Origin of the sequence: Escherichia sp. KS167_9B, assembly GCF_030295215.1 — a bacterium.
GTDB classification, from domain to species: Bacteria; Pseudomonadota; Gammaproteobacteria; order Enterobacterales; family Enterobacteriaceae; genus Escherichia; species Escherichia coli_F.
In genome coordinates this window covers 2,622,032-2,638,719 of sequence record NZ_AP025754.1, presented here as the reverse complement: position 1 = coordinate 2,638,719, position 16,688 = coordinate 2,622,032, and the positions used below count along the sequence as shown (strand labels likewise).

Below are 16,688 nucleotides of genomic sequence, written 5' to 3'. Positions count from 1 at the left end.
CTATGGGTATTTTCAGTACCCAATGCTTTTGACAGCAATTAATTTCATAGGATGAAAGATTAATGCATCACTCTGGTTCTGTTTCTCTTTGTCGTTCCGCAATATCTGTTCTGGTGGCTACAGCGTTATATTCACCCATAGCATTGGCATCAACTGTTGAGTATGGTGAGACAGTTGATGGTGTTGTCCTGGAAAAAGATATCCAGCTGGTTTATGGGACCGCCAATAATACGAAAATCAATCCTGGCGGAGAACAGCATATAAAAGAATTTGGTGTAAGTAGTAATACTGAAATTAACGGAGGGTATCAGTACATTGAAATGAATGGCACCGCAGAATACTCAGTATTAAATGACGGTTATCAAATTGTTCAAATGGGTGGCGCGGCAAACCAGACAACCCTCAATAATGGTGTGCTACAGGTTTATGGCGCAGCGAATAATACTACCATTAAAGGCGGGCGCTTAATTATTGAAAAAGATGGGATTACCGTCTTTGCCGCTATCGAAAAGGGAGGATTACTGGAGGTTAAAGAGGGGGGATTAGCATTTGCGGTAGATCAGAAAGCAGGCGGTGCGATTAAAACAACCACGCGGGCCATGGAGGTATTCGGAACAAACCGTCTCGGTCAGTTCGATATCAAGGATGGTATTGCTAATAATATGTTGTTGGAAAACGGTGGAAGTTTGCGAGTTGAAGAAAATGACTTCGCTTATAATACTACTGTGGATAACGGCGGTTTACTGGAGGTTATGGATGGCGGGACTGCAACTGGCGTTGATAAAAAAGCAGGCGGAAAATTAATTGTCTCAACGAATGCGCTGGAAGTGAGTGGTACAAACAGTAAAGGCCAATTTAGTATAAAAGATGGTGTGTCAAAAAATTATGAACTGGATGATGGTTCCGGGCTCATTGTTATGGAGGGCACTCAGGCAATTGACACTATCCTTGATGAGCATGCAACCATGCAATCGTTGGGAAGAGATACTGGTACGAGAGTGCAGGCACATGCAGTTTATGATCTTGGTCGGTCAGTGCAGAATGGAAGCATAAAATATTCCTCAAATGCCATATCTGAAAATATGGTTATCGATAATGGTCGCGCTAATGTCTGGACTGGCACAATGGTTAACGTAACAGTCAGAGGAAATGAGGGCATTATTGATGCAATGGCGCTGGAATTAAATTTTTATACACCGGCTACATTTTTAGGTGACGTGGTGGTTTCTGATGGTGCATCTTTAAGAACGCATGGCGCAGTGGATACCAGTAAAGCAGATGTTTCTATCGAAGAGAGTTTTTGGGCTATTATTGCCGATATCAATAATATAAACCAAAACACCCGTCTCAATTTAGCAAACCTGGTGATGTCAGACGGAACTGTCGTTATGATGGCTGAGCCAGTGACTCGTTCATCTGTGACGGCAAGTGCGGAAAATTTCACTACGTTGACCACCAATACCCTATCGGGAAACGGCAATTTTTATATGCGTACCGATATGGCTAATCATCAGAGCGATCAGCTTAACGTCACCGGTCAGGCTACAGGTGATTTCAAAATATTCGTGACGGACACCGGTGCCAGCCCGGCAGCAGGAGATAGCCTTACACTGGTAACAACGGGCGGCGGTGATGCTGCATTTACGTTGGGCAATGCCGGAGGCGTTGTTGATATCGGTACGTATGAATATACCTTGCTGGATAATGGCAACCATAGCTGGAGTCTGGCAGAGAATCGCGCGCAAATTACCCCTTCAACCACTGATGTGTTGAATATGGCGGCAGCACAACCGCTGGTATTTGATGCAGAACTGGACACCGTGCGTGAGCGTCTTGGTAGCGTAAAAGGCGTTAATTACGATACGGCGATGTGGAGTTCGGCAATTAACACCCGCAACAACGTGACCACTGATGCGGGAGCTGGCTTTGAGCAAACATTGACGGGGCTGACGCTCGGTATCGATAGCCGTTTCTCCCGTGAAGAAAGCAGTACAATTCGCGGCTTGTTCTTTGGTTACTCTCATTCTGATATTGGTTTTGATCGCGGCGGCAAAGGCAATGTCGATAGCTATACCCTGGGGGCTTATGCCGGTTGGGAGCATCAGAACGGTGCCTATGTTGATGGGGTGGTGAAAGTTGACCGTTTTGCCAACACCATCCATGGCAAGATGAGTAATGGGGCAACAGCGTTTGGCGATTACAGTAGTAACGGCGCGGGTGCTCATGTCGAGAGCGGGTTCCGTTGGGTTGACGGATTGTGGAGTGTTAGACCTTATCTGGCCTTTACCGGCTTTACCACAGATGGTCAGGACTACACGTTATCAAACGGCATGCGCGCGGATGTGGGAAATACCCGCATATTACGCGCTGAAGCGGGAACGGCGGTAAGCTATCACATGGACCTGCAAAACGGTACGACGCTGGAACCCTGGCTGAAAGCCGCCGTACGTCAGGAATACGCCGATTCTAACCAGGTGAATGTTAATGACGACGGCAAATTTAATAACGATGTGGCTGGAACCCGTGGCGTTTATCAGGCTGGGATAAGGTCATCGTTTACCCCGACGTTAAGCGGTCATTTGTCAGTCAGCTATGGCAATGGCGCGGGGGTAGAATCAGCGTGGAATACCCAGGCGGGTGTGGTCTGGACGTTCTGATAACAGAAAATAAACAGGCCGTAATGTGTCGCGGTCTGTTTATCAAATTAATCGCAGATATAAAAAAACCAACCGCAATAGGTTGGTTTTCTTGGGATTTTTGGTCGGCACGAGAGGATTTGAACCTCCGACCCCCGACACCCCATGACGGTGCGCTACCAGGCTGCGCTACGTGCCGACTCGTGGCTGCTAATACTACCGTTTTCCACACCGATTGCAAGTAAGATATTTTGCTAACTGATTTATAATTAATCAGTTAGCGATAAAACGCTTCTCTTCTGTCAGTACTTGTAATAACAAACTTAACTGTGGTTTTTCATCTTTCACTCTTTCACCACGTAAGTTGTAAGTACGGTATTTACCGTTATTGTTCAGCACCAGCGTCTTTTTCGGGGTGGTAATTGCCAGCGTATCGTTATCCGCGGCGGTAACCCAGTAATGACGGCGTTGAGGGTTGAACAAATCCTGACCTTGCGAATATTCGCTGGCAGGTGTGCTGACATGTAGCAGGCGTTGCATCAGCGTCGTCATCAGATCGGTATGATCAGTCAGCGCATTAATACGCTGCGCCGGCGTGCCTGGCCAGTGAATCACTAATGGTACCTGCAGATGACCGTGGGACCAGTCAAAGGTTTCTTCCTCTTCGCTCAGCGGAATACCCCGGCCGGCAGTGATAATCACCACCGTATTGTCCAGTTTGCCAGAATCACGCAGTGCATTGAGCACGCGGTTGATCTGGTCATCGACATTGCCTGCCGCCCGGCTATATTTCCGTGCAAATGCCTGCTGATTGCTGTCGTCAATGTTAGTGCCATTGAAAGAGACCCACGAGAACCAGCGGTTATCTTCTTGTGCGTAGCGGCCCAGCCAGTTGATCCACTGCGTGGCGGTCTGCTCGTCGGATTGGGTACGTACGCTCGGCATCGAGAAATCTGACAACAATGCCTGGCGATACAGCGGGCTGGTAAAGCCATCTGACGAGAATAACCCCAGCTGATAGCCTTGCTGGTTAAGCGCAGTAATTAACGCCGCAGGCGTACGGGTCGACAGAATGCCGTCCATATAGCTTGGCGAGATGCCATAGAACAGGCCAAAGATGCCGTTGTCTGTAGTGTTGCCGGAACTCATATGACGTGTGAACGAAATATTTTGCTCAGCAAAACCTGCCAGTGCAGGCATCTGTTTCTCGAAGCGTGAGTAATTCAGGCCATCGACAGTGATCAACAGCACATTCTGCCCGGTGCCCATATCGCGATAGCGCAGCTCGCTTAACGGATACTGAACGGAAACAGCGTCTGGGTTACCTTGCTCAATGAGACGGCGTTGATACTCTTGTGCATCAAGCAAACCATGCTTCTCAAGAAAACGTCGTGCCGTCATCGGGTACGAAAGCGGCAGGTTAGCGCGCTGCATGGTGATCGGGCGATAGAAGTTGGCATCGGCCCAGATATACACCACATGCGAGGCAATAAAAGCGATAAATAAGAATGCGGCCAGCGGGCGCGCGAAGCGCCGACGACGCGTCAGGCTGCGAAGCTTTTGCCAGCTCCACGTCGCAAACACCAGTTCAAGCAATAAAATAACCGGCACGCTAATGAACATCAGCTGCCAGTCGCGCGCCATCTCATTTTCGTCTGGGTTGATAACCAACTGCCAGACGATGGGATTAAGATGGAGATGGAAACGAGTAAAGACTTCGCTATCGATCAGTAATAGCGTCATTCCCGCCGTTGCTAAAATGACGGACAAAAACCTCATCAGCCTCTGGGAGCCGACGATAAAAGTCAGCGGGAAGAGGATCAGCAAGTAGGTGGCAAACACCAGGAAGCTGAAATGGCCGATAATGCTTACGTAGGAATAAATACGACCAGCAAGCGTTGTCGGCCAGTCGGCGATAAACAGGTAACGGCTGCCAATGACGAGCGAAAGCAGAATATTGAACAGTGCAAACCAGTGCCCCCAACTGACCATCTGGGAGACTTTTTCACGGTAGCGCTGACGATGAGTTACCATAACCTGTTATCTGTTTCCCTTAGTGCGCTTTGTCTTCGTTGATAGAGGACTGTAAGGCGCGGGCAAAAGAGTTGGCAATTGCCTGGCGTTGGGCCGGGGCAATGCTGGTGTTGATAAGGTTAGTGACCATGTTGCCTAACACCATCAGGGAAAGGTCGGTCGGAGCCTTATGTTTTTCCAGTACGTTGAGCAGCTCTGCGAGCAATTGTTCAACCTGTTCATCACTGTAGCGGGAAATTTGTGGCATAAATCGAAATCAGTTAGTTGATGAAAGGGCAACATATTACCGTAGCAACGGTTTTTTTTCTGCTTTTTTATGCTTTAAATCATTCTCGTTACGCCGCCTTCTGTAAAATGACCGCCATCTTTTATTGCGTCGCTTTACCGGCGGTGGTTGAATACCGGCCGGTCTTAAAGGAGAGTTTATCATGAGTCTGGATATCAACCAGATTGCTCTGCACCAGCTTATCAAGCGTGATGAGCAGAACCTTGAGCTGGTGTTGCGCGATTCATTGCTGGAACCGACAGAAACCGTCGTTGAGATGGTGGCAGAACTGCATCGGGTCTATAGCGCCAAAAATAAAGCATACGGCTTGTTCAGCGAAGAGAGTGAACTGGCGCAGACGCTACGCTTACAGCGTCAGGGCGAAGAGGACTTTCTGGCCTTTAGCCGCGCGGCAACCGGTCGCCTGCGTGACGAATTAGCGAAATATCCTTTTGCTGACGGTGGCTTCGTGCTGTTTTGTCACTACCGTTATTTAGCTGTCGAATATCTGCTGGTGGCGGTTCTGAGCAACCTGAGCAGTATGCGCGTTAACGAAAATCTCGACATCAACCCGACCCATTATCTTGATATCAATCATGCGGATATTGTTGCGCGTATTGATTTAACCGAATGGGAAACCAATCCAGAGTCGACCCGGTATCTCACTTTCCTGAAAGGGCGAGTCGGGCGCAAAGTGGCCGATTTCTTCATGGACTTCCTCGGTGCCAGCGAAGGGTTGAACGCGAAAGCGCAAAACCGCGGATTATTGCAGGCGGTTGATGATTTCACTGCCGAAGCACAACTGGATAAAGCAGAACGGCAGAACGTGCGTCAGCAGGTCTACAGCTACTGTAATGAGCAATTGCAGGCGGGTGAAGAGATCGAGCTTGAATCGCTGTCGAAAGAGCTGGCGGGCGTCAGCGAAGTGAGCTTCACGGAATTTGCGGCTGAAAAAGGCTACGAACTTGAAGAGAGCTTCCCGGCAGACCGTAGCACGTTGCGTCAGTTGACGAAGTTTGCCGGTAGCGGTGGTGGCTTGACCATTAACTTTGATGCGATGCTGTTAGGTGAGCGCATTTTCTGGGACCCGGCGACCGATACCCTGACCATTAAAGGCACGCCGCCGAACTTGCGCGATCAATTGCAGCGCCGGACGTCTGGCGGCAATTAATCGGTTTGGTGTTATGAATGCCAGATGCGGCGTGAACGCCTTATCTGGCCTACAAAAAATAGCAATACCGTAATCAGGCATAATTTGCAGATACAAAAAACCCCGCCGGAGCGGGGTTTTTTTTACAACTTATTCAGCGATTAAGCGCGAACGAAGTCGATGTGCAGCAGCTTAGGTTTGTACGGGTGGCGCTGTACGTCCTGAGCTTTAACTTTGATTTCTTTACCGTCAACAACGATGGTCAGAACTTCGCTGTAGAATTCAGCTTTAACTTGCATGTTCATGACTTTGTCGTGATCCAGAGCAACAGCCAGCGGCGCTTCGTTGCCACCGTAGATGATTGCCGGGAATTTGTTAGCGGTACGCAGGCGGCGGCTCGCACCCTTACCCTGCTCGTTACGTACTTCTGCGTTGATAGTAAACATTTCTTTCTCTCTTAAATTAATCCTGCTACAGGCGACCCAGCAACAGGCAAATGATCTGCTTTGCGTATGCAAAAGCGGGCGAGATTCTATACTCAATCGCCTTGCACATCAATTAAAACTACCATTAACCGCGTAATTCGTGTGCCCGACGAAAACGACCTTCGTAATCAAACACTTTTTCGCGCACTTGCCAGTACTGGCCTTTCATTCGTGCGACGACGAAATCCGGATGGCGCAGCAACGCTTGTTGGGCGAGGATATCAGCAGCGGTGATCCAGCGCAGAGGGATGCCCGGTGTACGCGTATGCGGGCGGATAAAAAGCTGCTCGAAGGCGGTACGCTGGGCGGGCGTTTGCAGACGGAAACGCTCACTCACATCCGCGCCGTCTTCATCGTAATAGGTGATTTTCAGCCATTCGCCTTTCTCGTCGTGCCCATGTTGCAAAGACATGCCGCTACAGCGTAATACCAGCGCGTCTTTCAGTCGTAGCGCCGCTTTTAACATATCGTCCGGATCAACCAGAATGGTGTCACATTCGCGGCAGCGGCGGGCGGCTATATCATTTTCTGCGTTACATTGTGGGCAATTCTTAAAACGGAAGCGGAAGTCACACTGTTCGCGATGACCGTCGTCATCTTCAAACCATCCCTGACAACGACGACCAAAGTGTTCAATCAATGTCCCGTCGGCGGTCGTTTTCCCCCAAAAGGTGTTGGCAAAACCGCAGGCAGGGCAGAAAACCTGTACCGGAACGTTGTCACTTTTGCCTTTAGGTGTACCAACTTCCGGCGCGTAGAGATCGTGAGGATTACCCGCATAATCAAGAATTAAGCAATCAGTCTTGCCGGGAGCCAGACGCAGACCGCGCCCGACAATTTGTTGGTAAAGACTCACTGATTCGGTAGGGCGCAGAATAGCGATAAGATCGACGTGCGGGGCGTCAAATCCGGTGGTCAGTACCGCGACGTTGACCAGATAGCGAAAACGCTGGGCTTTAAAATCTTCAATTAATACATCGCGTTCAGCGCCTGGCGTGTCGCCAGTAATAAGTGCTGCATCCTCAGCGGGCAGCAAGCCGACAATCTCTTTTGCGTGTTCGACTGTCGCAGCGAAAATCATCACCCCTTTGCGCGTTGCGGCGAACTCCATAATCTGGCTGATGATGTGCGGGGTAATACGTTGCTGTTTTTTCAGCTCGCGGTTGAGATCGGCTTCGCTGAACAGCCCGTTACTCTGTGCCTGCAATCGGCTGAAATCGTATTGCACTACTGGCATATCCAGTCGTTCTGGCGGCGTCAGATAGCCGTGTTTAATCATATAACGCAGCGGCAGCTCATAAATACAGTCGCGGAAAAGGGCTTTCTCATCGCCGCGTACCATGCCGTGATAATGAAACTGATAAATCCAGCCTTTGCCCAACCGAAAAGGCGTGGCAGTCAGCCCTAACAGGCGTAAGCGGGGATTCACTTTTGTCAGGTGAGTGAGGATTTGCTGATACTGGCTCTCTTCATCGTCACCAATACGATGGCATTCATCGACAATCAACAGTGAAAATTCACCCTGAAAGGCATCAAGGTTACGGGCGACCGATTGCACGCTGCCAAATACTACTTTACCGTGGCTCTCTTTACGCTTTAGCCCAGCGGCAAAGATATCGGCTTCCAGTCCCAGTGCCTGATATTTTGCATGGTTTTGCGCCACCAGTTCTTTAACGTGTGCCAGCACCAGCACGCGACCACGCGCCAGCCGCGCCAGTTCCGCTATCACCAGGCTTTTACCGGCACCGGTGGGCAGCACGATAACGGCAGGGGTTTTATGACGACGAAAATGGTTGAGCGTGGCATCCACAGCTTCTTGCTGATATGGACGAAGTGTAAAAATCATGGTCTCGCGTAGGTAGATTATTCTGCCAATAGTATGCCATGGATCTTTTTCCCTTGAGGGATGTTATTAGACCGCTATACTGGGCAGACAACAGTTCAGATTTTCGGGTCAATGCCCGACCTCCGTTTTTACAGGCAAAATCACACACATGCGACTTGATAAATTTATCGCACAGCAACTCGGCGTTAGCCGTGCTATTGCCGGGCGTGAAATCCGCGGCAATCGTGTCACCGTCGATGGCGAAATCGTCCGTAACGCAGCGTTCAAACTGCTACCTGAACATGAAGTCGCCTACGATGGCAACCCGCTGGCGCAGCAACACGGTCCTCGTTACTTCATGCTCAATAAGCCTCAGGGCTATGTTTGCTCAACTGATGACCCGGATCACCCAACGGTGCTCTATTTTCTTGATGAACCGGTAGCGTGGAAACTGCACGCCGCAGGGCGTCTGGATATCGATACCACTGGTCTGGTGCTGATGACTGACGACGGTCAGTGGTCGCATCGCATTACTTCTCCACGTCATCATTGCGAGAAGACCTATCTGGTGACGCTGGAATCACCCGTAGCTGACGATACGGCAGAGCAATTTGCTAAAGGCGTGCAGCTGCATAACGAAAAAGATCTCACTAAGCCGGCGATGCTGGAAGTGATTACCCCAACGCAGGTTCGTCTGACCATCAGCGAAGGGCGTTATCATCAGGTGAAACGCATGTTCGCCGCCGTGGGTAACCACGTGGTTGAGCTGCATCGTGAACGTATTGGTGGCATTACGCTGGATGCTGATTTAGCCCCCGGTGAATATCGTCCGTTAACTGAAGAAGAAATTGCCAGCGTCGTCTAACTTTTTAATGACTTTCAGGAGCCCGTTGTGACCACCCGACAGCATTCGTCGTTTGCTATTGTTTTTATCCTTGGCCTGCTGGCCATGTTGATGCCGCTGTCGATTGATATGTATCTGCCCGCGCTACCGGTAATTTCAGCGCAATTTGGCGTACCTGCGGGCAGTACGCAGATGACCCTCAGTACTTATATTCTGGGCTTTGCGTTGGGGCAGTTAATCTACGGGCCGATGGCAGACAGTTTTGGGCGTAAGCCGGTGGTTCTTGGCGGTACGCTGGTGTTTGCCGCCGCCGCGGTGGCGTGTGCGTTGGCACAAACCATCGATCAGCTGATTGTGATGCGTTTCTTCCACGGTCTGGCTGCGGCTGCGGCCAGCGTGGTTATCAACGCTTTAATGCGTGATATCTACCCGAAGGAAGAGTTCTCACGGATGATGTCGTTTGTCATGCTGGTGACGACCATTGCACCGCTGATGGCACCGATAGTTGGCGGCTGGGTGCTGGTGTGGCTGAGCTGGCATTACATCTTCTGGATCCTCGCCGTAGCGGCGATTCTGGCTTCGGCAATGATCTTCTTTCTGATCAAAGAAACCTTACCACCGGAGCGTCGCCAGCCTTTTCACATTCGTACCACTATTGGTAACTTTGCGGCGCTGTTTCGTCATAAGCGTGTCCTGAGTTATATGCTGGCCAGCGGTTTCAGCTTTGCCGGAATGTTCTCGTTCCTGAGCGCCGGACCGTTTGTCTACATTGAAATTAACCACGTCGCGCCGGAAAACTTTGGTTATTACTTTGCGCTAAACATTGTTTTCCTGTTCGTGATGACCATCTTTAACAGTCGCTTCGTCCGCCGTATTGGCGCGTTAAATATGTTCCGCTCGGGGTTGTGGATACAGTTTATTATGGCGGCGTGGATGGTCATCAGTGCGCTGCTGGGGCTGGGATTCTGGTCGCTGGTAGTTGGCGTTGCGGCGTTTGTGGGCTGCGTGTCGATGGTGTCATCTAATGCGATGGCGGTCATTCTTGATGAGTTTCCCCATATGGCGGGAACGGCATCTTCGCTGGCAGGAACCTTCCGTTTTGGCATAGGGGCAATTGTTGGCGCATTGCTTTCTCTTGCGACCTTTAACTCTGCATGGCCGATGATTTGGTCAATTGCATTCTGCGCAACCAGCTCCATTCTCTTCTGTCTGTACGCCAGTCGGCCGAAAAAACGGTGATCTATTGCACAACGAGGAAGCTAAAAGGCTTCCTTTGTTGATGCATGTCAACCACAAATCCATCATTCCCCCGATATATGTTTATTTTATGTAAAATCAATTTATGTAAAAAGTCACATCATTGTAGTTAAAAAGGTTGAGTTAGATCGCAGAAACGGGTACATATAGCCCCGCAAACGTGACCACGCCCGCAGATATTATTTAAATCAGAGCCATAGAGGCCACGCTGGCGAGGCATCAATCTTTACGATCTGTATAAAGACGGATTGTTGATGATGTGTTAAAATTGATGTAAACAAATTGTGAAGTAAATGTGCTTCCGGGGAAAATAAGTGACTTCATTACAACTCTCAATCGTCCATCGACTGCCGCAGAACTATCGCTGGTCTGCTGGTTTCGCAGGTTCGAAGGTTGAACCGATTCCGCAAAATGGACCGTGCGGTGACAACAGCCTGGTGGCGCTTAAATTGCTTAGCCCGGATGGTGATAATGCATGGTCGGTGATGTACAAACTAAGCCAGGCGTTAAGCGACATCGAAGTTCCATGCTCGGTACTGGAGTGTGAAGGTGAGCCGTGCCTGTTTGTAAATCGCCAGGACGAGTTTGCTGCAACATGCCGATTGAAAAATTTTGGTGTGGCAATTGCCGAACCCTTCTCAAACTACAATCCTTTTTAAGCGTCAGCTCAACGCCAGTAGCTGACGCGTATACTCCTGCTGCGGTGCGGCAAACACGCGCGCGCACGGTCCTTGTTCCACTACTTCCCCTTGTCGCAGTACGATAACCTGATGACATAACGCGCGGACAACGTGCAAATCGTGACTGATAAACAAATAGGCCAATTGATGCTTTTGTTGCAATGATTTCAATAGCGTCAATATTTGCGCCTGTACCGTTTTGTCGAGCGATGATGTTGGTTCATCAAGAATGATCAGCGAGGGCTTAAGAATTAACGCCCTGGCAATCGCAATACGTTGCCGCTGACCACCAGAGAACTCCGCCGGATAACGGTGGCGTGTTTCAGGATCTAATCCCACTTCATGCATCACGGCTATCACTTGTTGTTCGCGTTGCACGGCAGAAAGCATCGGCTGGTGAACCCGTAAACCTTCCTCGATAATTTGCAAAACGTTGAGTCGTGGGTTGAGCGAGGAGTTAGGATCCTGAAATACCACCTGAATGCGATGGCGAATAGGTAATAGCTGACGGCGGTTTAAATTTTGCAATGGCTGACCGTCAAAAATGATGCTGCCCTGAGAGTTAATCAGTCGCAGCAGCGCCAGTCCCGTCGTGCTTTTCCCGGAACCGGACTCGCCCACTAAACCCAGTGTTTCACCCGCCCGTAGCGTAAAACTGATGTTTTTCACCACCACATTATGATCCACAATGCGCTTCAAAATCCCTTTGCGAATGGGGAAGGCAACCTGAAGCTGTTCAACATCTAGCAACGTTGAGGCAGGTTCTGGCAATGGGACCGGGTCGCCTGACGGTTCACTGTTGAGTAGCTTTTGTGTGTAAGGATGAGTGGGTGAGGCAAATAGCGTAGCAGCGTCATTTTGCTCGACACAGCGACCGTTTTGCATTACCGCCACGCGGTGAGCCAGTTTTCTGACAATACTGAGGTTATGAGTAATAAACAGCATGCCCATATTCAGCTCGCCTTGCAGTTCGCGCAACAGCTGTAAAATCTGCGCCTGGACAGAGACGTCCAGCGCGGTGGTCGGTTCATCGGCAATTAATAATTCCGGTCGCGTTAACAGCGCCATCGCAATCATCACCCGCTGGCGTTCGCCGCCGGAGAGCTGATGTGGATAATCTGTCAGCCGTTTTGCCGCCTGGCGGATACCGACGCGATCAAGGCAGTTAAGAATTTCGCCACGAGCCGCTTCCCGACGCATCCCGCGGTGGAGTGAAAGCACTTCATAAAGCTGTTTTTCCAGGGTATGCAATGGATTTAACGACACCATCGGTTCCTGAAAAATCATGGCAATCTTATTACCGCGTACACCGCGTAACGTTTGATCGCTGGCATGAAGCAGCGATTCGCCATGAAAACGAATATCGCCGGAGAGATATTCAACCGGCGGGGAAGGGAGCAGGCGTAAAATTGACAGCGCGGTAACGCTCTTACCTGAACCAGACTCACCCACCAGCGCCAGCGTTTCGCCAGCCGCAATCTGTAGTGAAACATCATTGACTACTGTGCGTACGGTTTGCTGATGGCGAAAACCCACCGACAAATTTTCAATCGCTAACAGAGTTTGCGTCATGCTACACCGCCTTATTAGGATCAAATGCGTCGCGGACGGCTTCACCAATAAAGATCAGCAAAGACAACAATATCGCCACCGACAAGAAGGCGGTGATCCCAAGCCACGGGGCCTGAAGGTTATTTTTCCCTTGTAACAGCAGTTCGCCGAGTGACGGTGAACCGAGCGGCAGACCGAAGCCGAGGAAATCGAGTGAGGTCAGGGTGGTGATCGAACTACATAAAATAAACGGTAAAAAGGTGAGGGTAGCGACCATGGCATTTGGCAACATATGACGCAGGATGATACTGCGATCGCTGACGCCAAGCGCCTGCGCCGCACGGATGTAGTCGAAATTACGGGTACGTAAAAACTCCGCCCGCACCACGCCGACCAGACTCATCCAGCCAAACAAGACGGTAATTGCCAACAGCCACCAGAAGTTAGGCTGTACGACGCTGGAAAGTAAAATAATCAAAAACAGCGTCGGCATCCCCGACCATACTTCAATAAAACGTTGCCCCCAGAGATCGACTTTACCGCCGTAATAGCCTTGTAGCGCCCCCGCCAACACGCCCATCACGCTGGAGCAGAGGGTCAGCATCAGGCCAAACAGAACTGAGATCCGCGTGCCATAGAGAATGCGCGCCAGCACATCGCCGCCATTGGCATCCGTTCCCAGCCAGTTTTGCCGGGAGGGTGGAGAAGGGAAGGGCTTATCGGTAGCAAAGTTGATACTGGTAGCACCAAAGCGAATCGGTGCCCACAGTACCCAGCCTTTATCTTCCAACCGCTGTTTCAGCCACGGGTCCTGATAATCAGCCTGGCTTGCCAGCGGACCGCCAAAATCGCTTTCGCTGTAGTTTTTCAACAACGGGAAATACCAACTGCCGTCATAACGTACCAGCAACGGTTTATCGTTGGCGATAAGTTCAGAACACAAACTCAAACCAAATAAGACGAGGAACATCCATAACGACCAGTAGCCGCGACGGTTATGACGAAAACGCGCCCAACGGGCCTGATTGACGGGGCTGAGTCGCGACATTAACGTCCCTCAAAATCTATACGCGGATCGACCAGCGTATAGCTGATATCACTGACAATATTCAGCAGCAGGCCAATCAGGGTGAAAATATACAAGGTACCAAACATTACAGGATAATCGCGCGAGACGGTCGCTTCGTAGCCCAGTAAGCCAAGACCATTGAGTGAAAACATCACCTCAATCAGCAGCGAGCCGGTAAAAAACATGCTGATAAACGTCGCCGGAAAACCGGCAATCACCAGCAGCATGGCGTTGCGGAACACATGTTTCCAGAGAATATTTTTTTCACTTACCCCTTTCGCACGGGCGGTCACCACGTACTGCTTGCGCACTTCATCAAGGAATGAGTTTTTTGTCAGCATGGTCAGCGCCGCAAAGCCGCCAATCACCGTCGCCAGCACCGGCAGCGTGATATGCCACAGATAATCGGTGATTTTCTGATACCACGGCAGCGAATCAAAGTTAGCGGAAACCAGGCCGCGCAGAGGGAACAGGTCGAAATAGCTGCCGCCCGCGAAGAAGACTATCAGCAGGATGGCAAACAAAAAGGCCGGAATGGCGTAGCCGATGATGATAAATGCGCTACTCCAGACGTCAAAGCGGCTACCATTATAAACAGCTTTGCGAATACCCAGCGGAATCGACACCAGATAGATAATCAGCGTGCTCCACAATCCGAGGGTGATGGAAACCGGCAGACTGTCTTTAATCAGCGTCAGCACCGAGGCGCTGCGAAACAGGCTATCGCCAAAATCAAAGCGGATGTAGTCCCAGAGCATTTTGAAGTAACGTTCGTGGATCGGCTTATCGAAACCGTAGCGATGAGTGATCTCGGCGATCACTTCTGGATCTAATCCGCGTCCACCACGGTAATTACTGTCGCTGATATTGCCGACGCCCGTTTGCGCATGGCTGGCGCGAACACCTTCACCGCCTGCGCCGGGTAATACTCCGGCATTACCAAACTCAATGGCGGCGATGGCCTGGTCGACCGGACCGCCAGGCGCAATTTGCACGATGAAAAAGTTGATAGTGATAATCGCCCATAACGTTGGGATCACCAGCAACAGACGGCGAATCAGATAAGCGCCCATCTACTCTCCCTGTTGTCTGGCTGACGGCAGTTTCGTCGCTTTATTAACGTCATACCACCAGGTATCGATACCCAGGCTGTAAACAGGGCGCACTGCGGGTTGAGAGAATTTATCCCACCAGGCGAGACGGTCTTCCGCCATATACCACATTGGCAGCATGTAATAATTCCACGTTAATACGCGATCCAGTGCTCGCCCCAACGGCAGTAATTTTTCTTTATTTCCCTGCGCGGCAATAATTTTGTTGATCAGCGAGTCGATAACCGGACTTTGCACGCCGGGGGCATTATAAGTGGAGTTGATATATTCCGATGACCAGGAAATCTGTAAATCGGAACTGGGCCACGGCATCGCCCGCCATACGCGCGGCATCATGTCATAGTCGCGACTGCGCATGCGGTTGGTGATTTGCGAGTTATCCACCTTGCGAATGTCCATGTTGATACCCAGCCGTTGCAGGCTGTGCTGGAACGGTAATACCCACTGACTATTGCTGCTTGCGGGAAGCAATAATTCAAAGCTGAGAGGCTGACCCGTTGTGGCATTAACGCGTTGCTGACCCTTCAGCACCCAGCCCGCTTCATTGAGAAGTTTGTCGGCTTTTAACAGGTTGTTACGATCGTAGCCATCGCCTTTCGATACCGGCGGCTGGTAGATTTGTGTGAAGACTTCTGGCGGAAGATCTTTTTTCATTGGTGCCAGAAGCACCAGCTCCGCGGCGTCGGGGTAATTTCTGGCTGCGTATTCGGTATTCTGAAAATAACTGTTCGTGCGACTCCAGGCATTGTAAAACAACGCCTTGTTCATCCATTCAAAGTCAAAGGCAAGAGTGATCGCTTCCCGGACCCGGCGATCGCTGAATACCGGACGTTGGATATTAAACGCCAGCCAGCGCGTATCCTGGGCTGATTCGTTCTTTTGCTCATCTTTGATGATGTATTTCTTATCGAAATTTTTACCGGTATAGCGCGTGGCCCAGTTTTTGGCGTCGTTTTCCATACGCAAATCAAAGGCACCGGCTTTAAACGCTTCAAAGGCGACATTATCATCGAGGTAGTAATCGTAGCGAATGGTGTCGAAATTCCAGCGTCCACGGTTTACCGGTAAGTTTGCTGCCCAGTAATCTTTCACGCGGGAATAGACAATATTTTGCCCCATTTTCCAGGACGTAATGCGGTACGGACCACTGGCAAGCGGAGGCGTGGCGAGCGGATCGCTAAGTTTGTGATCCTTCCAGTACTTTTCTGGAAAGACCGGCAGCGAAAACAGGCTCAGCATATCTTCTTTGCCGGGTTTCGCTAACTCAATACGCACGGTTAATGGTGCAATGGCTTTGACGGTGGTGCCTTTGTAGACCAGACGAAATTGCGGTACGCCTTCGGTCATAAATTTTTGAAAAGTGAATTCGACATCGCGGGCAGTAATGGGGGAACCATCATGAAAACGGGCGCGCGGATTAATTGCGACCTCCACCCAGGAATAATCGTCAGCATAGCGCGCACTTTCGGCAATCAGCGGATAATAACTACCTGGCTCGTCATCGGAAGTAGTAAATAGCGTGTCGTACAACTGCTCGGTGCGTGCGCCTGGGTTGCCGCGCAGTGCATAACGGTTGAAATTATCGAAGGTGCCGAGGGCTGACAACGTTATCTGCCCCCCTTTTGGCGCGGCGGGGTTCACATAATCAAAATGGTTGAAATTAAACGCGTACCGGGGTTCGCCCAGCACGGCAAAGGCATAGCTTTCCTTGATAGCCTGCGCCTGCGCACCAAAGGTGAACAGAGCGATAAACAGCAGCAGTATGCGCACAATCATCTGC

Annotated in this window: 13 protein-coding genes and 1 tRNA gene; 5 read left to right on the top strand and 9 right to left on the bottom strand. The window is 50.4% G+C overall.

What is annotated here, in order from left to right:
- The first annotated feature begins 62 nt into the window (after window positions 1–62).
- Window positions 63–2,657: an autotransporter YejO gene (gene yejO, locus QUE34_RS13195; protein ID WP_123059878.1), complete on the top strand. Its 2,595-nt coding sequence runs from the start codon at window positions 63–65 to the stop codon at window positions 2,655–2,657.
- A 101-nt stretch (window positions 2,658–2,758) separates the two neighbouring features.
- Here yejO and QUE34_RS13190 read toward each other — a convergent pair.
- The 3 genes from QUE34_RS13190 to QUE34_RS13180 all read right to left on the bottom strand — a co-directional run bounded on the left by QUE34_RS13190 (window position 2,759) and on the right by QUE34_RS13180 (window position 4,917).
- Window positions 2,759–2,835 (bottom strand) — tRNA-Pro (locus tag QUE34_RS13190).
- A gap of 74 nt (window positions 2,836–2,909) precedes the next feature.
- Complete coding sequence (gene yejM, locus QUE34_RS13185) at window positions 2,910–4,670, bottom strand: LPS biosynthesis-modulating metalloenzyme YejM (RefSeq protein ID WP_103253522.1); 1,761 nt, start codon at window positions 4,668–4,670, stop codon at window positions 2,910–2,912.
- A gap of 19 nt (window positions 4,671–4,689) precedes the next feature.
- Window positions 4,690–4,917, bottom strand: coding sequence for a YejL family protein (locus tag QUE34_RS13180; RefSeq protein WP_001135667.1), 228 nt, complete (start codon window positions 4,915–4,917; stop codon window positions 4,690–4,692).
- Window positions 4,918–5,098: 181 nt separating this feature from the next.
- Here QUE34_RS13180 and yejK point away from each other — a divergent pair, with 181 nt between their 5' ends.
- Window positions 5,099–6,106, top strand: coding sequence for a nucleoid-associated protein YejK (yejK, locus tag QUE34_RS13175; protein ID WP_000050789.1), 1,008 nt, complete (start codon window positions 5,099–5,101; stop codon window positions 6,104–6,106).
- Between the two features lie 140 nt (window positions 6,107–6,246).
- On the opposite strand, the gene rplY is transcribed toward yejK, so the two are convergent.
- Window positions 6,247–6,531 (bottom strand): 50S ribosomal protein L25, encoded by a 285-nt coding sequence (gene rplY / locus QUE34_RS13170; protein ID WP_000494197.1) that lies wholly within the window; start codon window positions 6,529–6,531, stop codon window positions 6,247–6,249.
- 124 nt (window positions 6,532–6,655) lie between these two features.
- On the bottom strand, window positions 6,656–8,416 hold the full coding sequence (gene radD / locus QUE34_RS13165) for a DNA repair helicase RadD (protein ID WP_000578096.1): 1,761 nt from the start codon (window positions 8,414–8,416) through the stop codon (window positions 6,656–6,658).
- A gap of 148 nt (window positions 8,417–8,564) precedes the next feature.
- Between radD and rsuA the strand changes: the two genes are divergently transcribed.
- From rsuA to QUE34_RS13150, 3 genes are all read left to right on the top strand, one after another.
- Window positions 8,565–9,260, top strand: coding sequence for a 16S rRNA pseudouridine(516) synthase RsuA (gene rsuA / locus QUE34_RS13160; RefSeq protein WP_032184630.1), 696 nt, complete (start codon window positions 8,565–8,567; stop codon window positions 9,258–9,260).
- Window positions 9,261–9,287: 27 nt separating this feature from the next.
- The gene (gene bcr / locus QUE34_RS13155) at window positions 9,288–10,478 is read left to right on the top strand and encodes a multidrug efflux MFS transporter Bcr (RefSeq protein WP_000213385.1); all 1,191 of its coding nucleotides are present in this window, start codon (window positions 9,288–9,290) and stop codon (window positions 10,476–10,478) included.
- A 332-nt stretch (window positions 10,479–10,810) separates the two neighbouring features.
- Window positions 10,811–11,155: a YejG family protein gene (locus tag QUE34_RS13150; RefSeq protein ID WP_000202798.1), complete on the top strand. Its 345-nt coding sequence runs from the start codon at window positions 10,811–10,813 to the stop codon at window positions 11,153–11,155.
- A 3-nt stretch (window positions 11,156–11,158) separates the two neighbouring features.
- On the opposite strand, the gene yejF is transcribed toward QUE34_RS13150, so the two are convergent.
- The 4 genes from yejF to QUE34_RS13130 are packed head-to-tail and all read right to left on the bottom strand — an operon-like array spanning window position 11,159 to window position 16,684.
- Window positions 11,159–12,748, bottom strand: coding sequence for a microcin C ABC transporter ATP-binding protein YejF (gene yejF / locus QUE34_RS13145; RefSeq protein ID WP_103253523.1), 1,590 nt, complete (start codon window positions 12,746–12,748; stop codon window positions 11,159–11,161).
- Window position 12,749: 1 nt separating this feature from the next.
- Complete coding sequence (locus QUE34_RS13140; RefSeq protein WP_032303381.1) at window positions 12,750–13,775, bottom strand: ABC transporter permease; 1,026 nt, start codon at window positions 13,773–13,775, stop codon at window positions 12,750–12,752.
- A complete protein-coding gene (locus QUE34_RS13135) occupies window positions 13,775–14,869 on the bottom strand; it encodes a microcin C ABC transporter permease YejB (RefSeq protein ID WP_000501604.1) in 1,095 nt (364 codons plus the stop codon). The genes QUE34_RS13140 and QUE34_RS13135 overlap by 1 nt, the downstream gene beginning before the upstream one ends.
- Window positions 14,870–16,684 (bottom strand): extracellular solute-binding protein, encoded by a 1,815-nt coding sequence (locus QUE34_RS13130; RefSeq protein ID WP_032303380.1) that lies wholly within the window; start codon window positions 16,682–16,684, stop codon window positions 14,870–14,872.
- Window positions 16,685–16,688: the final 4 nt, after the last annotated feature.